Origin of the sequence: Aerosakkonema funiforme FACHB-1375 (genome assembly GCF_014696265.1) — a bacterium.
Classification (GTDB): Bacteria; Cyanobacteriota; Cyanobacteriia; order Cyanobacteriales; family Aerosakkonemataceae; genus Aerosakkonema; species Aerosakkonema funiforme_A.
Genome location: NZ_JACJPW010000056.1, coordinates 22,360 through 42,320, shown reverse-complemented (window position 1 = coordinate 42,320; position 19,961 = coordinate 22,360). Strand labels below are relative to the sequence as shown.

The 19,961-nt window shown below is 43.7% G+C and carries 17 protein-coding genes and 1 tRNA gene; 9 read left to right on the top strand and 9 right to left on the bottom strand.

Annotated features, from left to right (window positions below; translation table 11 throughout):
* Positions 1 to 17 precede the first annotated feature (17 nt).
* From H6G03_RS21140 to H6G03_RS21120, 5 genes are all read left to right on the top strand, one after another.
* On the top strand, positions 18 to 395 hold the full coding sequence (locus H6G03_RS21140; protein ID WP_190467926.1) for a response regulator: 378 nt from the start codon (positions 18 to 20) through the stop codon (positions 393 to 395).
* Positions 396 to 576: 181 nt separating this feature from the next.
* Positions 577 to 963 (top strand): response regulator, encoded by a 387-nt coding sequence (locus tag H6G03_RS21135; RefSeq protein ID WP_190467922.1) that lies wholly within the window; start codon positions 577 to 579, stop codon positions 961 to 963.
* Between the two features lie 58 nt (positions 964 to 1,021).
* Entirely contained in the window at positions 1,022 to 2,803 is a 1,782-nt protein-coding gene (locus H6G03_RS21130; RefSeq protein WP_190467919.1) for a hybrid sensor histidine kinase/response regulator, read from the top strand.
* Between the two features lie 238 nt (positions 2,804 to 3,041).
* Positions 3,042 to 9,458, top strand: coding sequence for a HAMP domain-containing protein (locus H6G03_RS21125; RefSeq protein ID WP_190467916.1), 6,417 nt, complete (start codon positions 3,042 to 3,044; stop codon positions 9,456 to 9,458).
* 138 nt (positions 9,459 to 9,596) lie between these two features.
* Complete coding sequence (locus H6G03_RS21120; protein WP_190467914.1) at positions 9,597 to 11,219, top strand: ATP-binding protein; 1,623 nt, start codon at positions 9,597 to 9,599, stop codon at positions 11,217 to 11,219.
* On the opposite strand, the gene H6G03_RS21115 is transcribed toward H6G03_RS21120, so the two are convergent.
* From H6G03_RS21115 to H6G03_RS21105, 3 genes are all read right to left on the bottom strand, one after another.
* Entirely contained in the window at positions 11,196 to 11,477 is a 282-nt protein-coding gene (locus H6G03_RS21115) for a GGDEF domain-containing protein (protein WP_190467950.1), read from the bottom strand. The genes H6G03_RS21120 and H6G03_RS21115 overlap by 24 nt on opposite strands.
* A gap of 346 nt (positions 11,478 to 11,823) precedes the next feature.
* A tRNA-Pro gene (locus H6G03_RS21110) sits at positions 11,824 to 11,897 on the bottom strand.
* 44 nt (positions 11,898 to 11,941) lie between these two features.
* The gene (locus H6G03_RS21105; protein ID WP_190467911.1) at positions 11,942 to 12,307 is read right to left on the bottom strand and encodes a DUF1818 family protein; all 366 of its coding nucleotides are present in this window, start codon (positions 12,305 to 12,307) and stop codon (positions 11,942 to 11,944) included.
* Between the two features lie 129 nt (positions 12,308 to 12,436).
* Between H6G03_RS21105 and H6G03_RS21100 the strand changes: the two genes are divergently transcribed.
* On the top strand, positions 12,437 to 13,360 hold the full coding sequence (locus H6G03_RS21100) for a glutathione S-transferase family protein (protein ID WP_190467947.1): 924 nt from the start codon (positions 12,437 to 12,439) through the stop codon (positions 13,358 to 13,360).
* A gap of 276 nt (positions 13,361 to 13,636) precedes the next feature.
* Here the strand turns inward: H6G03_RS21100 and H6G03_RS21095 are convergent, their stop codons facing one another.
* The 3 genes from H6G03_RS21095 to H6G03_RS21085 form a co-directional block, all read right to left on the bottom strand.
* On the bottom strand, positions 13,637 to 13,828 hold the full coding sequence (locus H6G03_RS21095; RefSeq protein WP_190467908.1) for a hypothetical protein: 192 nt from the start codon (positions 13,826 to 13,828) through the stop codon (positions 13,637 to 13,639).
* Positions 13,829 to 13,862: 34 nt separating this feature from the next.
* Complete coding sequence (locus tag H6G03_RS21090; protein ID WP_190467905.1) at positions 13,863 to 14,444, bottom strand: hypothetical protein; 582 nt, start codon at positions 14,442 to 14,444, stop codon at positions 13,863 to 13,865.
* 76 nt (positions 14,445 to 14,520) lie between these two features.
* Positions 14,521 to 14,754, bottom strand: coding sequence for a DNA-directed RNA polymerase subunit omega (locus H6G03_RS21085; RefSeq protein WP_190467902.1), 234 nt, complete (start codon positions 14,752 to 14,754; stop codon positions 14,521 to 14,523).
* A gap of 185 nt (positions 14,755 to 14,939) precedes the next feature.
* Between H6G03_RS21085 and H6G03_RS21080 the strand changes: the two genes are divergently transcribed.
* Positions 14,940 to 16,226, top strand: coding sequence for an RNA-guided endonuclease InsQ/TnpB family protein (locus tag H6G03_RS21080; RefSeq protein ID WP_190467898.1), 1,287 nt, complete (start codon positions 14,940 to 14,942; stop codon positions 16,224 to 16,226).
* 64 nt (positions 16,227 to 16,290) lie between these two features.
* Here the strand turns inward: H6G03_RS21080 and H6G03_RS21075 are convergent, their stop codons facing one another.
* Positions 16,291 to 17,472 (bottom strand): phytochelatin synthase family protein, encoded by a 1,182-nt coding sequence (locus H6G03_RS21075; RefSeq protein ID WP_190467896.1) that lies wholly within the window; start codon positions 17,470 to 17,472, stop codon positions 16,291 to 16,293.
* Positions 17,473 to 17,512: 40 nt separating this feature from the next.
* Positions 17,513 to 17,677: a hypothetical protein gene (locus tag H6G03_RS21070; protein WP_190467893.1), complete on the bottom strand. Its 165-nt coding sequence runs from the start codon at positions 17,675 to 17,677 to the stop codon at positions 17,513 to 17,515.
* A gap of 79 nt (positions 17,678 to 17,756) precedes the next feature.
* On the opposite strand from H6G03_RS21070, the gene H6G03_RS21065 reads away from it, so the two are divergent.
* Complete coding sequence (locus tag H6G03_RS21065; protein WP_190467891.1) at positions 17,757 to 18,446, top strand: GDSL-type esterase/lipase family protein; 690 nt, start codon at positions 17,757 to 17,759, stop codon at positions 18,444 to 18,446.
* Between the two features lie 11 nt (positions 18,447 to 18,457).
* On the opposite strand, the gene H6G03_RS21060 is transcribed toward H6G03_RS21065, so the two are convergent.
* Positions 18,458 to 18,991, bottom strand: coding sequence for a pentapeptide repeat-containing protein (locus H6G03_RS21060; RefSeq protein WP_190467888.1), 534 nt, complete (start codon positions 18,989 to 18,991; stop codon positions 18,458 to 18,460).
* Between the two features lie 102 nt (positions 18,992 to 19,093).
* Between H6G03_RS21060 and H6G03_RS21055 the strand changes: the two genes are divergently transcribed.
* Entirely contained in the window at positions 19,094 to 19,855 is a 762-nt protein-coding gene (locus H6G03_RS21055) for a Uma2 family endonuclease (protein ID WP_190467885.1), read from the top strand.
* Positions 19,856 to 19,961: the final 106 nt, after the last annotated feature.

Sequence of the window (19,961 nt, the reverse complement as noted above, 5' to 3'; positions counted from 1 at the left end):
CTAAAATCTAAATTCAAATGAGCAAACGAGTTCTAGTTGTTGATGATGAACCAGATATTCGAGCAGTTATCCAAGGATGCTTGGAAGATATTGCCGGATGGGAAGTTTTGACAGCAAACTCCGGCGAACAAGGATTGCAAATCGCCGGAACACAAGAACTAGATGGCATTTTGATGGATGTTTCGATGCCAGGAATGGGGGGGCTAGAGGCATTGCAAAAACTTCAGGAAAATGCCAGCACCGAAACGATTCCTGTGGCACTGCTGACGGCTAAAGCCCTAACAGAGGAGCGAGAACAATTTGCCAGTCTCACTATTGTTGGCTTGATCGTGAAACCCTTTGACCCGATGACCTTAGTAGAGCAGGTCGCCAGCGTGTTTGGTTGGGAATCTTAAATTGTTATAACTTCAGCAGTTCTTCATAATTCAGTTTTATGTTAGAGAAAAATGGCTCTAATAAAAAAAATTAATGGGTAAAAATATGAGAGCAACTGCGACTGATGAGGTTAGATATGCAATGAATAATTGCGGCAAATTAGTCGAAATTAGTCCAATATTTCAGGATGGAGCGGTATCTATGGCAACTAAGCGTATTTTGGTTATTGACGACGAACCCGATGTTCGGGCAATTGTCCAGGGATGTTTGGAGGACATTGCTGGGTGGGATGTCATTACAGCAGGATCGGGTCAAGAAGGTTTAGTGAAAGTAGTTACAGATAAACCTGATGCGATCGTTCTGGATGTAATGATGCCGGGAATGGATGGACTCGCCTTCTTGAAAGAGTTGCGAAATCAGCCAGAGGGTCAATCTATTCCCACCGTTCTTCTGACTGCAAAAGTAAGGCTTGACGAGCCGGAAATTTTGTCAAAACTGGGTATAGAAGGAGTTGTTTCCAAACCCTTCGATCCCTTTATGTTAACCGAACAGATAGCAGCCTATCTCGGCTGGGATATAGAAGAATAAGCATTGCAAACAAGCTAATATTAATTGCTTGCCTCAACTTTTTTGAAGGTATTTTGAAATGATTAATTTTAGTCAAAATACTGATGAACCAGCTAATATATTATTGGTTGACGATCGGCCACAAAACTTGCTGGCCTTAGAAGAAAGCCTGAGCGGACTGAATGCTAATTCGATCAAAGCTTCATCAGGCAATGAAGCTCTCAAACAATTGTTATGGCAAGATTTTGCTGCCATATTGCTGGATGTTCAAATGCCAGAAATGGATGGATTTGAAACAGCTAAATTAATCCGCGAGCGGGAACGAACGCGCCACGTACCAATTATTTTTTTGACCGCAGTTTATCACAGCGATGATTTTGTTTTTAAAGGATATTCGCTGGGAGCGGTGGATTATTTAGTGAAACCTATTTCTCCCAAAATTTTGAGAGCAAAACTTGTCGGCTTTATTAAGTTATTTGAAGCTCGAAAACGATTGGAGTTCCAGACTGCCCAATTAGAAATAAGCAGCCACAAATGGTATCAATTAAGTAATTCTCTGGAGAAAGAGCTTCAGAAACGTAATGCCGAATTACAACAAACATTAAAATTTGAGCTTACTCTCAAACATATTACAGATAAGGTTCGGGATAGTTTAGATGAAGCTCAAATTATCCAAACTGCGGTGCAAGAATTAGCGATCGGTCTCGATGCGTTGTGCTGCAATGCAGCGATTTACGACCGAAAAAAGCAAACTTCGACCATTACCTATGAATACTCTGTTGCTCTACCTTCTTACCGAGGTAAGGTGGTGGAAATCCAAAAGTTTCCAGAAATTTATCATCAACTTCAACAAAAGCAATCATTCCAATTTTGTTCTTTATTTCCCAATCCCAATCGTGGGCGAGTTGCCATCCTTTGTTGCCCAATTTATAATGGGGATGCCATAGGAGATTTATGGGTGATCGATCGTCAAGAAAGAGCATTAAATCCCTTAGAAGTAAGATTAGTAGAACAAGTCGCCAGCCAATGTGCGATCGCGATTCGTCAGGCACGACTTTATCAAGCTTCTCAAAGGCAAGTTGAAGAACTCGAAAAATTGAATCGTCTCAAAGATGACTTCCTCAGCACGATTTCCCACGAATTGCGAACCCCGATCTCTTCTATGCAAATAGCTATTCAAATGCTAGAAATTGAATCGGTACTTTCCGAAAAATGTCAGGATTGTTTAGCCCATACTCCTAGCAAAGCAGCAACTTATCTCAAAATTATACGTCAGGAATGCGAGCGGGAAAATAAATTAATAAGCGATATCTTACTGCTGCAACATCTAGAAGCAGGAACACACTCCTTAATGCCAACAGAAATAGGGCTGCAAGATTGGTTACTTCAAGTTATCGAACCTTTCGAGATGCGGGTACAACAGCAACGGCAAGTGTTAAATATTGAAATTGCTAGAGATTTACCAAAATTAGCGATCGATATTTTTAGTTGGGAACGTTTGCTCACCGAATTATTGACAAATGCTCACAAATACACTCCACCTGGAGAGAGAATTACCTTTAGCGCACAGATTTGCGAAAAATCAGAAGAACAAGACAAAGTTGAACTGGAAATTAAGGTGATTAATTCTGGGGTAGAAATTGCGATCGATCAACAATCCCGCATTTTCGATAAATTCTACCGCATTCCCAATAATGACCCCTGGAAATATGATGGTACGGGTTTGGGATTAGCTTTGGTAAAACGATTGGCAGAATACTTGGGAGGCAAGATCGGCGTTACCAGTATTGCAAACAATACTTGTTTTACACTGACACTTCCAGTTAAACAAATAATTGCTAAAAATCCTGAATTTTTGTGATTTTTTTCAATTCTTCAGCAAGCTTTGGTGAAACGATTAGTCAAATACCTGGGTGGCAAGATCGGCATTACCAGTCGCGCAAACAATACCTGTTTTACATAGAGGTTACTTATTCAAGAGTAAAAATAGTAAAAATTAAAGTTTTGTAACTTTTCCAGCACTTCATCAGTTCTTCAGAATTCACTACTAAACTCAATTTCGCGATCGCATAAATTACCCTTGTTTCCCAATTTGACCTATGGTAACCGCATCCCTTCCTCCCAACACCGAAGATCTCGATGTCTGTCAACTACTTGAAGTGTTGAATGCCTTCGAGAAAGGGGATTTCTCAGTGCGAATGCCGATTAATAAAACGGGGTTAGCGGGCAAAGTTGCCGACAAACTCAATGACGTTATCGAACGCAACGAACGCATGGTCAAAGAGTTTGAACGCATCAGTACGGTGGTGGGGAAAGAAGGCAAAATCGCGCAACGCGCCGTTCTCAACAATGCCAACGGTCAATGGCAAGATTCGATCGACTCCATCAATATGCTGATTACCGACTTGGTGCAGCCAATGGCAGAGACCGCCAGAGTGATCCGGGCGGTAGCAAATGGCGACCTATCCCAAGTAATTCCCCTAGATATAGATGGGAGACAGCTGAAGGGAGAATTCTTACAAACCGCGCAGACCATTAACACAATGGTGGAACAGTTGAGTTCTTTTGCCTCTGAGGTTACCAGAGTAGCGCGAGAAGTAGGCACAGATGGGAAACTGGGGGGTCAAGCTGATGTCAAGGGAGTGGCGGGGACTTGGAAGGATTTGACCGATTCAGTCAATTTAATGGCAGGTAATCTCACAGCACAAGTGCGGAATATCGCCGAAGTGACAACCGCAGTAGCTAATGGGGATTTGTCCAAGAAAGTCACGGTTGATGTGAAAGGGGAAATCCTCGAACTGAAAAACACCGTCAATATCATGGTGGATCAACTCAGTTCCTTTGCATCAGAAGTAACGCGAGTGGCGCGAGAAGTTGGCACCGAAGGCAAATTAGGAGTACAAGCGCAGGTGGCGGGAGTTGCCGGGACTTGGAAGGATTTAACCGATTCTGTAAATTCAATGGCAGGTAACCTCACAGCACAGGTGCGGAATATTGCTGAAGTGACAACAGCTGTAGCAAATGGAGATTTATCCAAGAAAGTCACAGTTGATGTAAAAGGGGAAATCCTCGAACTGAAAAACACGATTAACCGAATGGTGGATCAACTCAGTTCCTTTGCCGCAGAAGTAACCAGAGTAGCGCGTGAAGTAGGCGCTGAAGGGATTTTGGGCGGTCAAGCTGATGTCAAGGGAGTGGCTGGAACTTGGAAAGACTTGACCGAATCTGTGAACTTTATGGCTGGGAGTTTAACAGCCCAAGTGCGAAATGTGGCGGAGGTCACAACTTCGATCGCCAACGGAGACTTATCGAAAAAGATTTCCGTTAATGTCAAAGGAGAAATGCTGGAGTTAAAAAATATCATTAACTCCACCGTTGATAAACTAAACTCCTTTGCTTCTGAGGTGACGCGGGTAGCGCGAGAAGTGGGAACAGAAGGAAAATTAGGCGTACAAGCAGAAGTTAAAGGTGTAACGGGTATCTGGAAAGACTTGACCGATAACGTTAACTCAATGGCCAGTAACTTAACGGGTCAAGTGCGGAATATTGCGGAAGTCACGACCGCAGTCGCCAATGGTGACTTGTCCAAGAAAGTTACAGCAGATGTAAAAGGCGAAATTTTAGAGTTGAAAAACACGATCAACACAATGGTGGATCAACTCAATTCCTTTGCTTCAGAAGTAACTAGAGTAGCTAGAGAAGTAGGCGCAGAAGGGATTTTGGGCGGTCAAGCGGATGTCAAAGGAGTTGCCGGAACTTGGAAAGATTTAACTGAATCGGTAAATTTCATGGCAGGCAGTTTGACTTCGCAAGTGCGAAATATTGCCGAAGTGACGACAGCAGTAGCAAATGGCGACCTCTCCAAGAAAATTACTGTCGATGTCAAAGGGGAAATGTTGGAGTTGAAGAACACCATTAACATTATGGTGGATCAACTGAATTCTTTTGCTTCGGAAGTAACTCGCGTAGCCCGTGAGGTAGGAACTGAAGGAAAATTAGGCGTACAAGCGTTAGTGCCAGGAGTTGCCGGAACTTGGAAAGACCTGACCGATAACGTAAATTCAATGGCAGGTAATCTCACCTCTCAGGTACGGGGTATTGCCGAAGTGACGACAGCAGTAGCAAATGGCGACCTCTCCAAGAAAATTACTGTTGATGTAAAAGGGGAAATTTTAGAACTGAAAAACACCATTAATACGATGGTGGATCAACTCAATTCCTTTGCTTCTGAGGTAACTAGAGTAGCGCGAGAAGTGGGAACTGAAGGAAAACTGGGCGTCCAAGCAGAAGTTCGGGGCGTTGCTGGCACCTGGAAAGACTTGACAGACAGTGTGAACTCAATGGCAAGTAGTTTGACAGCACAGGTGCGGAACATTGCCGTTGTGACATTAGCGATCGCGAATGGCGACCTTTCTAAGAAAATTACAGTTGATGTCAAAGGAGAAATGTTGGAGTTGAAGAACACCATTAACATCATGGTGGATCAACTCAATTCTTTTGCGTCTGAGGTAACTCGCGTAGCCCGTGAGGTGGGTGCAGAAGGAAAACTGGGTGTACAAGCCGAGGTCAAAGGGGTAGGTGGCACTTGGAAAGACCTGACTGATAATGTGAACTTTATGGCTGGTAGTTTGACTGACCAAGTGCGGAACATTGCTGTTGTCACGTTAGCGATCGCTAATGGTGACCTTTCTAAGAAAATTACTGTTGATGTAAAAGGGGAAATTTTAGAGTTGAAAAACACCATCAATACGATGGTGGATCAACTCAACTCCTTTGCTTCGGAAGTAACGCGGGTGGCGCGGGAAGTAGGAACGGAAGGGAAACTGGGCGGTCAAGCTTATGTCCGGGGCGTTGGTGGCACTTGGAAAGACCTCACCGATAACGTCAACTTGATGGCAGGAAACTTAACTGGGCAAGTGCGAAACATTGCCGAAGTCACGAAGGCGGTAGCCAATGGCGATTTGTCCAAGAAGATTGCCGTCGATGTGAAGGGCGAAATGCTGGAGTTAAAAGACACGATCAATACGATGGTGGATCAACTCAACTCCTTTGCTTCTGAGGTGACACGGGTAGCGAAAGAAGTAGGTACCGAAGGAAAACTGGGCGGTCAAGCAGAGGTAAAAGGAGTAGCTGGAACGTGGAAAGACCTGACCGACTCGGTAAATTTGATGGCCAGCAACTTGACAGCGCAGGTGCGAGGAATTGCACGAATTGTTACCTCGGTAGCCAATGGGGATTTGAAGCGCAAACTGGTGTTAGAAGCGAAAGGTGAAATCGAGACGCTGGCAGATACGATTAACGAGATGATCGATACGCTGGCGACGTTTGCGGATCAAGTAACGACGGTGGCGCGTGAGGTGGGCATTGAAGGGAAATTGGGCGGTCAGGCGAAAGTACCGGGTGCATCGGGAACTTGGAGAGCTTTAACGGATAACGTTAATGAACTGGCAGCAAATTTAACTACGCAGGTACGTGCTATTGCGGAAGTTGCGATCGCAGTGACCAAAGGCGACTTAACGCGATCGATTTCTGTTGATGCTCAAGGTGAAGTTGCTGTCCTGAAAGATAATATTAACCAAATGATCGCCAATCTGCGGGAAACCACCCAGAAAAACACCGAACAAGACTGGTTAAAAACTAATTTGGCGAAATTTACCCGGATGTTGCAAGGACAGCGAGATTTGGAAACAGTATCAAAATTGATTCTTTCCGAATTAGCTCCCCTGGTGTCCGCACAACATGGTGTATTCTATCTGATGGATTCGTCAAGTACGGCAGTATTCTTGAAGCTACTGAGTACCTACGCTTTTAATGAACGGCAACATTTAGCGAATCGGTTCCAGCTTGGGGAAAGTTTGGTCGGTCAATGTGCGTTAGAAAAAGAGCGGATTTTACTGACTCGCGTTCCCAGTAACTATATCACCATTAGTTCCGGTTTGGGTGAAGCACCGCCCCTGAATGTGGTTGTATTGCCCATTCTATTTGAAGGACAAGTAACGGCAGTAATTGAACTGGCATCTTTCAATCGGTTCAGTGAAATACATTTGACTTTCTTAGATCAATTGACTGAAAGTATCGGGATTGTGTTAAATACGATCGCAGCCGGAATGCGAACGGAAGAACTGCTCAAACAATCTCAATCCCTTACCGAAGAATTGCAGAGCCAACAGAAAGAACTTACCGAAACCAACAAACAACTGGAACAAAAAGCCAAATCCTTACAAACCTCGGAAGAACTCCTGAAAAACCAACAAGAAGAACTGCAAAAAACCAACGCCCAATTACAAGAAAAAGCTTTGCTGCTATCCTCTCAAAATGAAGAAGTTGAGCGAAAAAACCGAGAAATAGACTTAGCACGCTTGGCATTGGAAGAAAAAGCAACACAACTTGCACTCACTTCTAAATATAAATCTGAGTTTTTGGCAAATATGTCTCACGAATTGCGAACCCCGCTGAATAGTTTGCTATTGCTATCAGGACTACTAACCCAAAACAATGATAGTAATTTAACAGAAAAGCAAATTGAGTATGCAGAAACAATTCATGCTGCGGGAACAGATTTGTTGGCATTGATTAATGATATTCTCGATCTAGCTAAAATTGAATCTGGCACTATGTCCGTGCAGCTAGAGCATTTACCGTTCTCCGAACTGAAGAATTTTATTGAACGTACCTTTATCCAGGTAGCGCAAGAGCGTAAATTGAAATTTACAATTGATTTTCATCCCGCTCTACCCAGTGCTATTTACACCGATATCAAACGGCTTCAGCAAATTCTGAAAAACCTACTTTCTAATGCCTTTAAATTTACACAACAGGGAGAAGTTCGATTATCTGTAGCGGTGGTCAATGAAGGATGGGGAATTGACCATGAGGAACTCAACCGAGCGAAACAGGTAATTGCCTTTGCTGTTAGCGATACCGGTATTGGCATTGAGCCGAGCAAACAAAAAGTTATTTTTGAAGCATTCCAGCAAGCAGATGGCACAACTTCCCGCAAGTATGGCGGCACAGGATTGGGCTTGTCGATCAGCCGCGAGATTGCACGATTACTTGGCGGTAAAATTATGCTGGTCAGTCAGTTAGGAAAGGGTAGCACTTTTATCCTTTACTTGCCGCAAAATTATCCAGATATTAAATTAGAATCAGTTGTCGCATCTTTGGGATCTCCTTTATCTTCCTTCCCTCCCATATCTCGCCTATCTGTCTCGCCGCCAGTATCTCCTCCGTCCGATCTACTTCCCCGATCTGTGCCATCTTCAATATCCTCAACATCAGTCATTGGTTGTAGTCCAGTTTTAGACGATCGAGATAAGATTGTGGCAGGCGATCGCATTTTGCTAGTCATTGATGATGACAATGCCTTCAGTCAGATTTTGCTGGACTTCGGACACGGCCAAGACTATAAAATGCTAATAGCTTCTCAAGGAGAAATCGGATTAAGATTAGCGCGTCAATTTAAGCCTGATGCCATAATCCTGGACATTGCGATGCCAGTTCTTGATGGTTGGGTTGTTCTCGATCGCCTCAAGCATGACCTCGCAACCCGGCATATTCCGGTGCATATTATGACTGTAATGCAGGACGATAGTCATCATGGCTTGCGACAAGGAGCAGCATCTTTCTGGCAGAAGCCAATTAGCAATGAAATATTGCGTCAAGCATTTGTCAAAATTCAAACTTATAGCACACAAAATACCCGCAATGTATTACTGTTAGAACCTGACATCAACCAACAACAGCAAATTACCGAGCTACTTGGCAATCAGAATATCCATATAACTGCTGTTAGTAGTGGAACCCAAGCAATAGAGTTGCTGCAAAACCAGCCGTTTGATTGCCTATTGTCGGATCTCATCCTACCTGACATGGATGGCATTAGTTTAATTCAATATATTCGTCAGGAATTCACCAAAAATTCGGGTTTTGAATATCTGCCTATAGTTTCCTATGCTAATCCAGACATCTCCGATCGACAACGACTAACCTTAGAACAAGCTGATACGCTAGTTGTCCTAAAAGATGAGTTGGGAATGCCAAATCTGCTGGATAAAACAGCGCTGATTCTCCATCAACCGATCGATAATTTTTCACCAACCCAGCAACAATTACTCAGACAGTTACAGCAGCGATCTCCTGAGTTGCGCGGCAAGAAAATATTGATTGTAGATGATGATGTGCGAAATGTTTTTGCCCTCACCAGTATGCTGGAGTCTTTTCAGTTAAAAGTAATTTATGCCGATAACGGTCGCAATGGCATCACTATACTGCAAAGCACCCCCGATGTTGATGTGGTGTTGATGGATATCATGATGCCGGAAATGGATGGCTATCAAACTATTAAAACGATCCGGCAGATGGCATCTTTTCAACGGCTACCAATTATAGCTCTGACAGCAAAAGCAATGCAGGGCGATCGCCATAAATGTTTAGAATCGGGAGCTTCGGACTACATTCCCAAACCTGTCGATATTCAGCAACTCCTCTCGCTATTGCGAGTTTGGCTACGCTGTTAGAAGCGCGATCGATATTAGTGCCAGCAGGCAGGATAAAAAGCTTTTAAAGTCAGCTTTTTCAGCTTTTTCAGCTTTTTCAACTGTGAGTTATTTCTGCCATCCTACGCTAGAGTTCCATTTTTACGAACTTTAACTCATATGACAACCGTTTCTAAGGTCAATATTCTTGTAGTTGACGATCGTCCCGCTAATCTGATGGCATTGACCGAGACGTTAGCGCCATTGAAACAAAATGTCGTGAAGGCAATTTCTGCTGACGAAGCTTTAAAGCATCTCCTACAACAGGAGTTTGCTGTCATTTTATTAGATGTGCAAATGCCGGGAATGAATGGATTTGAGCTTGCTAAAATTATTCATTCCCGTCCGGCAACCTGCCATACTCCCATTCTCTTTTTAACGGCGATAAATCGCGATGCAATGTATATTTTGAAAGGTTACTCATTAGGAGCCGTAGATTATTTACTAAAACCCCTCATTCCAGAAATTATACTCGCAAAAGTTTCTGTTTTTGTCGATTTATTTCAAAAAAACGCCGAACTAAAAAGGCAGGCAGAAGAACTGCGAACGGCTTACAATATTTTGCAAGTAAAAGAACAAGAGATAAATCGAATTAACCACAATCATCAATTAATTCTCAATGCAGTTGGAGAAGGAATTTATGGTGTAGATTACCAAGGTAAAACAACATTCCTCAATCCAGCCGCTGCCAAAATGTTGGGTTACACTATCGAAGAAGCGATTGGAAAACCTGAATGTTCGATCTTGAATTCTAAGGTCGGAAAGAATGGCGATCGCGCTTTTAAGTGTCCAATTTGCGCCTCGTTAAAAGATGGCTTAGTTCATTATAACGATCGGGCAGAATTCCAACGTAAAGACGGTTCTTACTTTCCAGTAGAATATATCTGTACTCCCATATTAGAACAACATGAAATTATCGGTGCAGTAATCACTTTTAAAGACATTACCGAACGGCGTAATATTGAACGAATGAAAGACGAGTTTATTTCAGTTGCCAGCCATGAATTACGGACGCCACTAACAACGATTCAAGGTTCTCTTAAACTGCTAGCAAGAGGAGTTTACGATGGCAAGCCGGAAAAAGCGAAAGAAATGCTAGAAGTTGCTCTACGAGGAACCGATCGCATGATTCGATTAACTAACGACCTTCTAGATCTGCAACGTCTCACTACTGGTAAATATAATTTGAATAAGCAATTGTGCATTGCATCTGACTTAATCCAACAAGCAATTGCCGATGTTCAGCGTTTTGGAGATCTCTCTAAAGTAACTTTGCAAGTCTATCCTATTTCTGTGCAAGTTTGGGCCGATCCAAATGCGATCGTGCAAACTCTCACAAATTTACTTAGTAATGCGATTAAATTTTCCCCAGCTAATACCACAGTTTGGTTATCAGCAGAAGTCATTGAAAGCCATGAAAGATTTGCGCGATCGTTTCAGTCTAAAATCGCTTTACCCTGTGTTCTCTTTAAAATCGAAGATCGAGGACGAGGTATTCCAGCCGAAAAATTAGAAATCATTTTTGAACGATTTCAACAAATTGATGTGTCAGATTCCCGTGAAAAAGGTGGTAGCGGACTCGGTTTAGCAATTTGTAAAAGTATCGTGCAACAACACGGTGGTTCGATCTGGGCTGAAAGTATTTTAGGGCAAGGAAGCATTTTTTATTTTACATTACCTTTAACCTTGGACTTTGGCCAAAAGGAAATGGAGCTTAAACTAGATTGCGGTACTCGATACTAATACTCGATTTCGTCCCATTGCCTTCGCTTGGTATAGTGCGGCATCGGCGGCTCGATAAATTTCTTGCAAGTTAGCGCCATCCTGAGAATATTCAACCACTCCTGCACTGAAAGTTACCTGAAATGTCTGATTATTATTATCAGTAAACTTCTGCTCGCACCAGGTTTTCAGGAAGTCAGTCAGCCGCTTTGCACCCAGAGATCGCGTTATACCATATATACCTAAAACAAATTCCTCACCGCCCCAACGAGCAGCAATTTAACAAGGATTAAAGCCATGAATTTTGTCAACAAGAATCGAGCGAGTGAAATTTTGTCAAAAAGCCCTCGGACTCTGGTTAGGTATCGAAAGCAAGGGATTTGGTAGAAGGAATTCACTGTGCATTTGTAGGACATGAGTGGTTGTACTTTGAAGCTCTGAACTGCTACAGTTCCCTTTCGATTTCGATGGCCTGCCATGAGAAGCCCTTGAAACTTGGTATCTTAAATTTATCCTTTTAGATGGCTCAAAGTGTCATGCTATGTCATAGCCATCGATGATATCCAGCGGTAGAGAAACCCTAATTAAAAGCTTAAAACCCGCTGTATAAGCGGGTTTCTGCCTATCGGAGCGGCGGGATTCGAACCCACGACCCCTACTACCCCAAAGTAGTGCGCTACCAAGCTGCGCTACGCCCCGATTTCGATGCTTTACTAATATAGCACATATAAATAGATTGGCAACTAGAAAACTTGCAAAACTTGAATTGCTTGCAGTAAGCCGGGAACTGCGGAAGCTGGCCAAGTGCCTTCACACTGTCGATCGCTATTTATAATAAAGTGAAGGCTGTAGGCGTGGGGATAGCCCTCCACTTCCATCCAGAGCAAATCGCTTTCGGCTTCGCAGGCAATTTTCTCCTCGTCCATCAACTCGCTAGCCATATGGCTCATTGTTCCTGCCAATTGCGCCAGCAATCGACAAAAATCGTTTAATTCCGCCTCGGTTAGCTCAAATGCCCAGTCATCTCCACCGACTAAACCTTTGAATTTAGCAGCTTCCGGATTCCAGCCAATGCGCCAACCCGTTCCGCTTTTAACTATACGCTCCATTATTTCATTTTAGATTTTGGATTTTGGATTTTAGATTTTAGAGTCATTTCGCATTAACGAGGATAGCCTGTGAAAAGTAAAATTCCTCCGGGACTGATCGTCAAACTCGGAAAATTCACCTGGACAACGATGTGGAATGTGATGATGTCTCGCATTGCGCCACGCAATCGGTCAGGAGAATACATTCGTCCAGCCAGTCAATTCAACTATACTGTCAGTACCGCAGAAGACAACCCCTATCAACCGGCGGCGGGGCGTTACCATCTTTACGTGGGGCTTTCCTGTCCTTGGGCCCATAGAACTTTGGTTGTGCGATCGCTCAAAGGACTGCAAAATGCGATCGGAGTCTCGATCGCCTCACCTTCCTCCGACGAAGGAATTTGGGTATTCGATCGCCCAGAAGAAGGTTGTACCACCCTACCGCAACTATATCAATTAGCAAAACCAAGCTACAACGGACGTTGCACAGTACCCGTCCTGTGGGATAAACAAACTAACACAATTGTCAATAACGAAAGCGCCGAAATAATAGTAATCCTGAACTCGGCTTTCAACGAATTTGCCCAGCATCCCGAACTTAATCTGTATCCAGAAGAACTCAAAGAAACAATCGATCGCTGGAACGATAAAATTTATCATGCAGTCAACAACGGCGTCTATCGTTGCGGTTTTGCACAAACTCAAACCGCTTACGAAACAGCTTGCGACGAACTCTTTGCCGTTCTCGATGAAATAGATGAAAAACTTGCCAGTAGCCGATATTTGTGTGGCGAGATATTAACCCTAGCAGATGTGCGTTTGTTTACTACCCTATTTCGTTTTGATGCAGTCTACTACGGATTGTTCAAATGCAACAAAAAGAGAATTCAAGATTACCAAAATCTAGGGGCTTACCTCCGCGATTTGTATCAGCTTCCCGGTGTTGCAGACACTTGCGATGTAGAAGCTGTCAAGCGAGATTATTACGGTAATTTGTTCCCCCTCAATCCAGGCGGTATCATTCCCAAAGGGCCAGATGTAACCAACTTGCTGAAACCGCACAATCGATTTTAGATTTTGGATTTTGGATTTTGGATTACTCCCTTCCCGCCGTAATATTATCGATCGCAAGTTACCTGTTGTTCTTTTCTCCCCCACTCTCCCACTCCCCCCAAATGTATTCTTATCTGCGTTTATCTGCCTTTATCTGCGGTAAAAATTTAACCATCTTTTTTCATCTGTAGTTAAAACTTAACCCGCGATGCCAACAGACAATCTTCCCCATCACTCAGGTGTTAATAATGCAAACGAACATGATATTATAAATTTCTTCAGTCAGCTTGAAAATCTTTACAACTGAGGCAAAGATTTATTTGATTCGGGAACAGAAGGAGAACGCTGAATCTCCTGGAGTTTGTATCCTTGACGTTCTAGTTGATCGACAAATTGAGTATTATCAAAATCAGCCTTTGGCGCAGACTCTGGTGAGGGGTTGTTAATAGCCTCTCGCCTGATTTGTTTGAGTCGAGCTTTTCGTCCCATAAACTTATCCTCATATTATTGAGATTTCGATCGCTTAAGGCATCAGTAAACGGGCGTCTCCCGGTTGGGGTTGGGGTGGGAGTCCTCTGGGGTTGGGTGTTGTGGCTGGGGATTGGGGTGCAGATGTGGGAGTAGGTTTCGCTTGCGACTCAGCTGCGGCATTCGGGTTAAAAATGCTCACCAGGGTGTTGATTAAGGCATCGCGTTGAGCCCGATTTAGGCCACTGATGACAGCGCGATCGCCTTCGATCGGATTTTTCCGTAAAGTATCGTTACCAGGATAAGCGCTTTCCGACATCAAATCGTGCGCTCCCAAATAATCTGCCACAGTCAGCTTCCAATCTAGCCGAAATATCGGCGGACGACCTTTGACATAGATGTGATATCTAATCAAGCGACTCACCAATGTGTTATCTGTCGCCGGTTTGCCAGTTTCCCTGCTGATATATTGGTTCTCCAACGGCAAATCCGGCAAGATTTGATACACTTGCTGCCAAACATCTTGAGGTCTTATTTGTTGGGCTGTTGTAGGCGCTGGATTGAATAAACTGGGCAAAGAGAAGGTCAGACTTAGTACGATCGGTGTTGTCAGCGCCAGAATCAGTTTTTTGGACATAGGGCGATGGGGGGGACACGCAATGGGACATTGTTCGTAGCTCATTGGGGTAACAGCGAACTACGAACGATCGATCTTACTCGCCAATAATCTCAGGTTGCGTCAACTCATCGGACATCTCTATAATTGCCCGGATCACCGGCTTCATCATCGGGTCATCAAGATTATCAAACTCCTCATATCGGCGGCGTTTAGCCCGGTTGGCAACCTGAACTGTAATCCGGTAGCGATTGGAAGCAGCATTAATCAAGCCTTCCGCCCTATCCATAATCTGGGTTTGGGTAGTCTCGAACTTAGAGCGCTTGTACATAGAACCTGGTGCTAGGGATCAACTACCAGTTTACCTAAAAATGTCGGATGAATGCCCCCGTTACAACGCAGTTTAACGGGGGATGAAATCCGACCAGCAACTCAGAAGCGAAGCAACGATTTAATTCTACAGTTTGTGGATAAAGTTTGTTAAACTAAAACCTATCCAAGGTCGAGGATAAGCAAATGTTAGTTGTAGAAGCCAAGCTAAAAGGCGGTACTCCAGAACAATACCAAAGCGTCGAAGAAGCCATGAAAACGGCGCAATTTGTCAGAAACAAATGCGTCAGATATTGGATGGACAACAAAGGAACTACACGCAATGACTTGCAAAAACTTTGTGCCGTTTTAGCGAAAGATTCTACAACACCTTGGGTAAACAAATTAAATTCACAAGCACGACAATCAAGCGCAGACCGAGCATGGCAGTCCATAGCTCGGTTTTATGGTAACTGCCGGGATTCATCAATTAAAAAGAAGGGTTTTCCTAAGTTCAAGAAGTTTAGTCGGTCGGTAGAATATAAAACTACTGGCTATAAACTTTCTGATGAGAGAAGGCAAATCACTTTTACTGATGGGTTTAAGGCAGGTACATTTGATTTGTGGTGTTCCCAAAGAACGTTAGTCTATTACTCAGAACAGCAAATTAAGCGGTTGAGGGTAGTTAGACGTGCTGATGGTTACTACTGCCAATTTCTAATTGACTATAACCGAGAAGAAAAGCATGAATTCACTGGTTCTGTGGTGGGAATCGATTTAGGTTTGAAAGAATTCTACACGGATTCCAGTGGCAAGACAGTAGAAAATCCTCGCTTTTTCCGCCAAACAGAAAATCGCTTAAGAAAAGCTCAACGTAGGCTTTCTAAGCGATACAAAAATGGTCAGAAACAATCGGCTAACTATCACAAACAACGTCGGAAAGTAGCCAAACTACACTTAAAAGTTTCTCGACAACGTAAGGACAGAGCAATTAAAGATGCTCTGGCGTTAGTCCAGTCTAATGATTTGGTAGTCTATGAGGCTTTGAAGGTGTCTAATTTGGTGAAGAATCACAAGTTAGCGAAAAGTATTAGCGATGCTTCTTGGTATCAGTTCACGCAATGGGTGAATTATTTCGCCAAGATTCATAAGATAACTTGCATTGCTGTACCACCACAGTTTACGACTATTGATTGTTCGGTTTGTGGGGCAAAAGTTTATAAGACATTGAGTACAAGAACCCATCAATGTCCCCACTGTCAAACAGTTTTAGATCGTGATTGGAATGCGGCAATTAATATTTTGAAAAAAGGGTTGAAATATTTGGGAGAATATCTCAACGGTACTGTTGGGCAAACAGAAACCGACCCAAACGACTGGGGAGAATCCGGCCTCTGGATCTTTAACAGAGATGTTGATGATTTAAGTCGTTTCGTTGAGCCAGTAATTCCGGTAGGTGACTCCGGGAGAATCCCCCGTCACAGCAACGCTTGACGGGGGAGTATGTCAACAGCCCCTGCAAATTGCCTCTGGGTTCTAACTCGGCTCGATATCCCACTTATGCCTTGGAATACAAAGTATAAAACTCCTGGAGCGCTAACATTTGTTCTCTTAGCCTCGATATCTCTATATCCAAGGGAGAAAATAGTTTTTCCAGATAGCGAACTTCCTCGAACCAGAGTCGTAAATCTGATTTGAGAGTTACATACAGAGTTGGTGGGCAGGATAGTAAAATTACTGTGATTATCTCTGCTACAAACGGCTGTTGCGATCGCCATTTTCCGACCTCAGACATAGCATCCCAGACATTGCTATACAGGCATTGTTGAATAATCTCAAACAGTGGGTTTAATCGAATAGCTGCCCATAATTTATCGAATATCTCTGTCCTCTGTGACGAAATATCCAGCATAGTTGTGAACTCAACAGGCCAATGATGCAGGATGGTACTGACAACTGAAACAATTGATAATGGTTGCTCTTTTGTAAGAATGTCTGGGAGTATTTCTGCAAAGTAAGGAGCAACGCTACGCCACTGATGTAAATCAAAGTCAACATTAAAAAAGGTTTCTTGCAGCTTTTCACTCTTCTGCAATGAAATATAACCTCGACATTTATTTGTGACCGGATCGACAGGCTCAAAAGCTTTCCATAACAAAGGCAAAGAAATCCAGTGAGGTGGATATTTGAAACGAGCAACATCCAGAATAAGAACTAAATCCCGTTTGGGATGATAGCCGCCGATGGGTGAAAAATGACCATCACCAGTTTGTCCCAATACTTTTCGGCTGTAGGAAACCACTAGATGAATATCACCCGAAGCAGTAGTGACTTGTTCAACAGCTTGCCGAAATTTTTCCAAGCTGCTTTGATGGTAACGATTCGCTTTGACAACAGCACCGTTGCAGCGTGCGATACAGGCAAATTCATCGAAAGTGATGCCGTTTTCTTTAACAACGGAGAGAGGTAAGCAACAATCTAAAAATTCCTCTCCATACCATCTCCACACCCCTTTCCAAATCCGACCTGGATCGATGGATAAGGCATTCAGAACAACTACTAAACTACCCAATCCACAAAAAGCGGGTTCTACTTGAGTATGAAATTGTTCGGCCAGAGCAAAGTAGCCTTCCATCCCTCCCAATGCCAGCGCTTCGCGAAAAATTTGCCTTCCTTCTACAGAGGAAAAGGCAATGGCAGAATCGGGTAGTGGACGACGATAAAATCCTGGCTCGGACATTAAGTTTTTAGCTCTCCCGTATTTATATTGATAATTAAAACTAATTAATCGCCAGAAATCCTTGCCCATCAAGCATTTCCGATCGCCTATGTCCTCTGCCCCATGCCCGTGAAAGCTGAGTTTCCCGGATTGTTAGGGAAGAGGCGCTGGTTTTACTTTCGGTTGGTAGCCGATCGCGGCAAGTATTGCACAAGCTGCATAACATATCTCACGAAGATGTTGTATAGTTTCTTCACCGTATGTCAAGATTTTATAATTATCCCACTCGCTAAGTATTACGGCCTATGGCAACATTGGTAGCTCCTACTTCTGCACAGTTACGCCAAGCAAATAGCCATCCTTTGAAGATAATCGTACTCGGAGATAGTTTGGTGTATGGATTCGGTGATTTTGAAGGTGGTGGCTGGGTAGAACGACTGCGACGCCGATGGATGTCACCAACCAGTCCCGGTCACGTCCTTTATAATTTGGGCGTGCGAGGAGATGGTGTCAAGCAAGTGGCGCAACGCTTGGAACACGAGTTTCGACATCGGGGAGAACTGCGAAATCGCGTACCGGATGCGATCGTCCTTTCGGTGGGGGTCAATGATTCGCCTCGTCTGGGACGTCAGAACGGACGCAACTATACGGATTTTGAAACTTTTAAAGTCGAAGTCGCTTCTTTGCTCGATCGCGCCCAACAGCTGTGTCCGGTGCTGTTTGTGGGAATGGTGCCGGTGAATGAAGCGAGAATGCCATTTTTAGATTGCTTGTATTACAACCATAGCGACCAGTATCGCTACAAAGAGGCAACTCGACTCGCTTGTCAAGCGCGACAGATTCCTTATTTGGATATTTTCGATCTGTGGATGGGACGCGGTGAGGAGTGGGTGCGATCGCGCCTGACAGAAGACGGTCTCCATCCCAATGTGGCCGGTTATCAAGCTTTACTGCAAGATGTTATTCGTTGGGAAGCGATGTCTAAGCTAACATAGCAAGCGCGACATTACCGACAACCTAAACTATCCCGCGTAGATACTCCGGTAACTGGGTTAATACCATCTGCGCGTTTGCACATTTGGGTCGCTTCGTAGCGATCGATCAGCGCATCGGTAAAATCAGATCCGGTGACGATCGCACCATCAAATCTAGAACTTGTCAACATCGCTTCCTTAAAAATAGCATTGGTCAAGTTAGCATTTTTAAATGTCACTTGATCTGCTAACGCACCCGTCAAATTCGCACCTGACAAATTCGCTTCCAGTAAAATTGCCTGCGTCAAAATAGAATTAGTGAGGTTAGACCCCTGCAAGTTTGCGCCTCGCATTTCAGCGGCAGCGAAAACGGCTCCCCTTAAATCGCTGTTGGAAAAGTCGCGGTATTCCAAACTTGTTTTGGTGTAATTAATTGTCTTTGCTTGTGCAAATGCGACGGGAGTTGCATTTAGCATTACCCAGCCAAATGCAAGAGCTAAAAGTAAAATAATCACTAACAAACGCCGCCAAATATTTATTAATGGGCTCGGAAATTTGGAAAACATAGTAATCTGGGAATAAAGCTATTTACATTATCAATGTTCTCAGACTAATAAGCTAGGATATAGATCGATAATTCGACGCACAGGCGACTGCGAGGTCAGATAATGCAGGCGATCGCAAAAACACCAGTCTCTCAACACTCAATTACCTGGCCTCTATTGCCAGATGATTTTATCCTACCCGACGATCCTGTGGAAAATACCGACCAGCCTTTACTTGCATCTGCGCTGCGCCAACCTTTAATGGCATTTCCGGAAATTTGCCAAGACGCGCTCATCGTTTCCAATTTTGCTCTCTGTGCTGCCATAGATGAGCGAATTATCTGTAAAGCACCTGACTGGATGTATGTGCGACCTGTACAACCTTGGCAAGGAAGCCAACCTCGTCGCAGTTACACGCCAAACACAGAAGGTACTATTCCGCAAGTAGTAATGGAGTTTTTGTCCGCTACTTACGGTGAAGAATATTCTGTCGAATCTACAGAAAATATCGGCAAGTGGTTCTTTTACGAACAGGTTATTAAGGTTCCTCGTTACGTGATTTTTCGACCGAATACCGGGCGCATTGAGGTTTATGCTTTAGAATCGGAACGTTATCAACTGCAAACGCCAGATGAGTCCGGACGTTATGCGATTCCTGGATTAGACTTATTTCTGGGAGTTTGGCAGGGAACCTATCAAGGCAGAACCGGTTATTGGTTGCGGTGGGGGGATGCAGAAGGTAATATGCTCTTGTGGCCGGAAGAACGTGCCGAACAAGAACGCCAACGGGCTGAAGAGGCAGAAGCTTTGCTACAAGAGGAAAGAGCGCGATCGCAAGTTTTGTTGGCTCGATTGCAAGAAATGGGGATAGATCCAGATCGATAACTTATTCAGGAAATACGCAGCCAGACAATTTTACCATAGGATGTAGAGTCAATGTATGAATTGACTCTACATTTGTAGTGTATGAAGCGATAAAATAGCTAGCTTT

Excerpts from the sequence above, each read along its gene's own strand:
- H6G03_RS21140 (WP_190467926.1), top strand. The coding sequence starts at position 18 with ATGAGCAAACGAGTTCTAGTTGTTGATGATGAACCAGATATTCGAGCA.
- H6G03_RS21135 (WP_190467922.1), top strand. The coding sequence starts at position 577 with ATGGCAACTAAGCGTATTTTGGTTATTGACGACGAACCCGATGTTCGG.
- H6G03_RS21130 (WP_190467919.1), top strand. The coding sequence starts at position 1,022 with ATGATTAATTTTAGTCAAAATACTGATGAACCAGCTAATATATTATTG.
- H6G03_RS21125 (WP_190467916.1), top strand. The coding sequence starts at position 3,042 with ATGGTAACCGCATCCCTTCCTCCCAACACCGAAGATCTCGATGTCTGT.
- H6G03_RS21120 (WP_190467914.1), top strand. The coding sequence starts at position 9,597 with ATGACAACCGTTTCTAAGGTCAATATTCTTGTAGTTGACGATCGTCCC.
- H6G03_RS21105 (WP_190467911.1), bottom strand. The coding sequence starts at position 12,307 with ATGGAGCGTATAGTTAAAAGCGGAACGGGTTGGCGCATTGGCTGGAAT.
- H6G03_RS21100 (WP_190467947.1), top strand. The coding sequence starts at position 12,437 with ATGTGGAATGTGATGATGTCTCGCATTGCGCCACGCAATCGGTCAGGA.
- H6G03_RS21095 (WP_190467908.1), bottom strand. The coding sequence starts at position 13,828 with ATGGGACGAAAAGCTCGACTCAAACAAATCAGGCGAGAGGCTATTAAC.
- H6G03_RS21090 (WP_190467905.1), bottom strand. The coding sequence starts at position 14,444 with ATGTCCAAAAAACTGATTCTGGCGCTGACAACACCGATCGTACTAAGT.
- H6G03_RS21085 (WP_190467902.1), bottom strand. The coding sequence starts at position 14,754 with ATGTACAAGCGCTCTAAGTTCGAGACTACCCAAACCCAGATTATGGAT.
- H6G03_RS21080 (WP_190467898.1), top strand. The coding sequence starts at position 14,940 with ATGTTAGTTGTAGAAGCCAAGCTAAAAGGCGGTACTCCAGAACAATAC.
- H6G03_RS21075 (WP_190467896.1), bottom strand. The coding sequence starts at position 17,472 with ATGTCCGAGCCAGGATTTTATCGTCGTCCACTACCCGATTCTGCCATT.
- H6G03_RS21070 (WP_190467893.1), bottom strand. The coding sequence starts at position 17,677 with ATGTTATGCAGCTTGTGCAATACTTGCCGCGATCGGCTACCAACCGAA.
- H6G03_RS21065 (WP_190467891.1), top strand. The coding sequence starts at position 17,757 with ATGGCAACATTGGTAGCTCCTACTTCTGCACAGTTACGCCAAGCAAAT.
- H6G03_RS21060 (WP_190467888.1), bottom strand. The coding sequence starts at position 18,991 with ATGTTTTCCAAATTTCCGAGCCCATTAATAAATATTTGGCGGCGTTTG.
- H6G03_RS21055 (WP_190467885.1), top strand. The coding sequence starts at position 19,094 with ATGCAGGCGATCGCAAAAACACCAGTCTCTCAACACTCAATTACCTGG.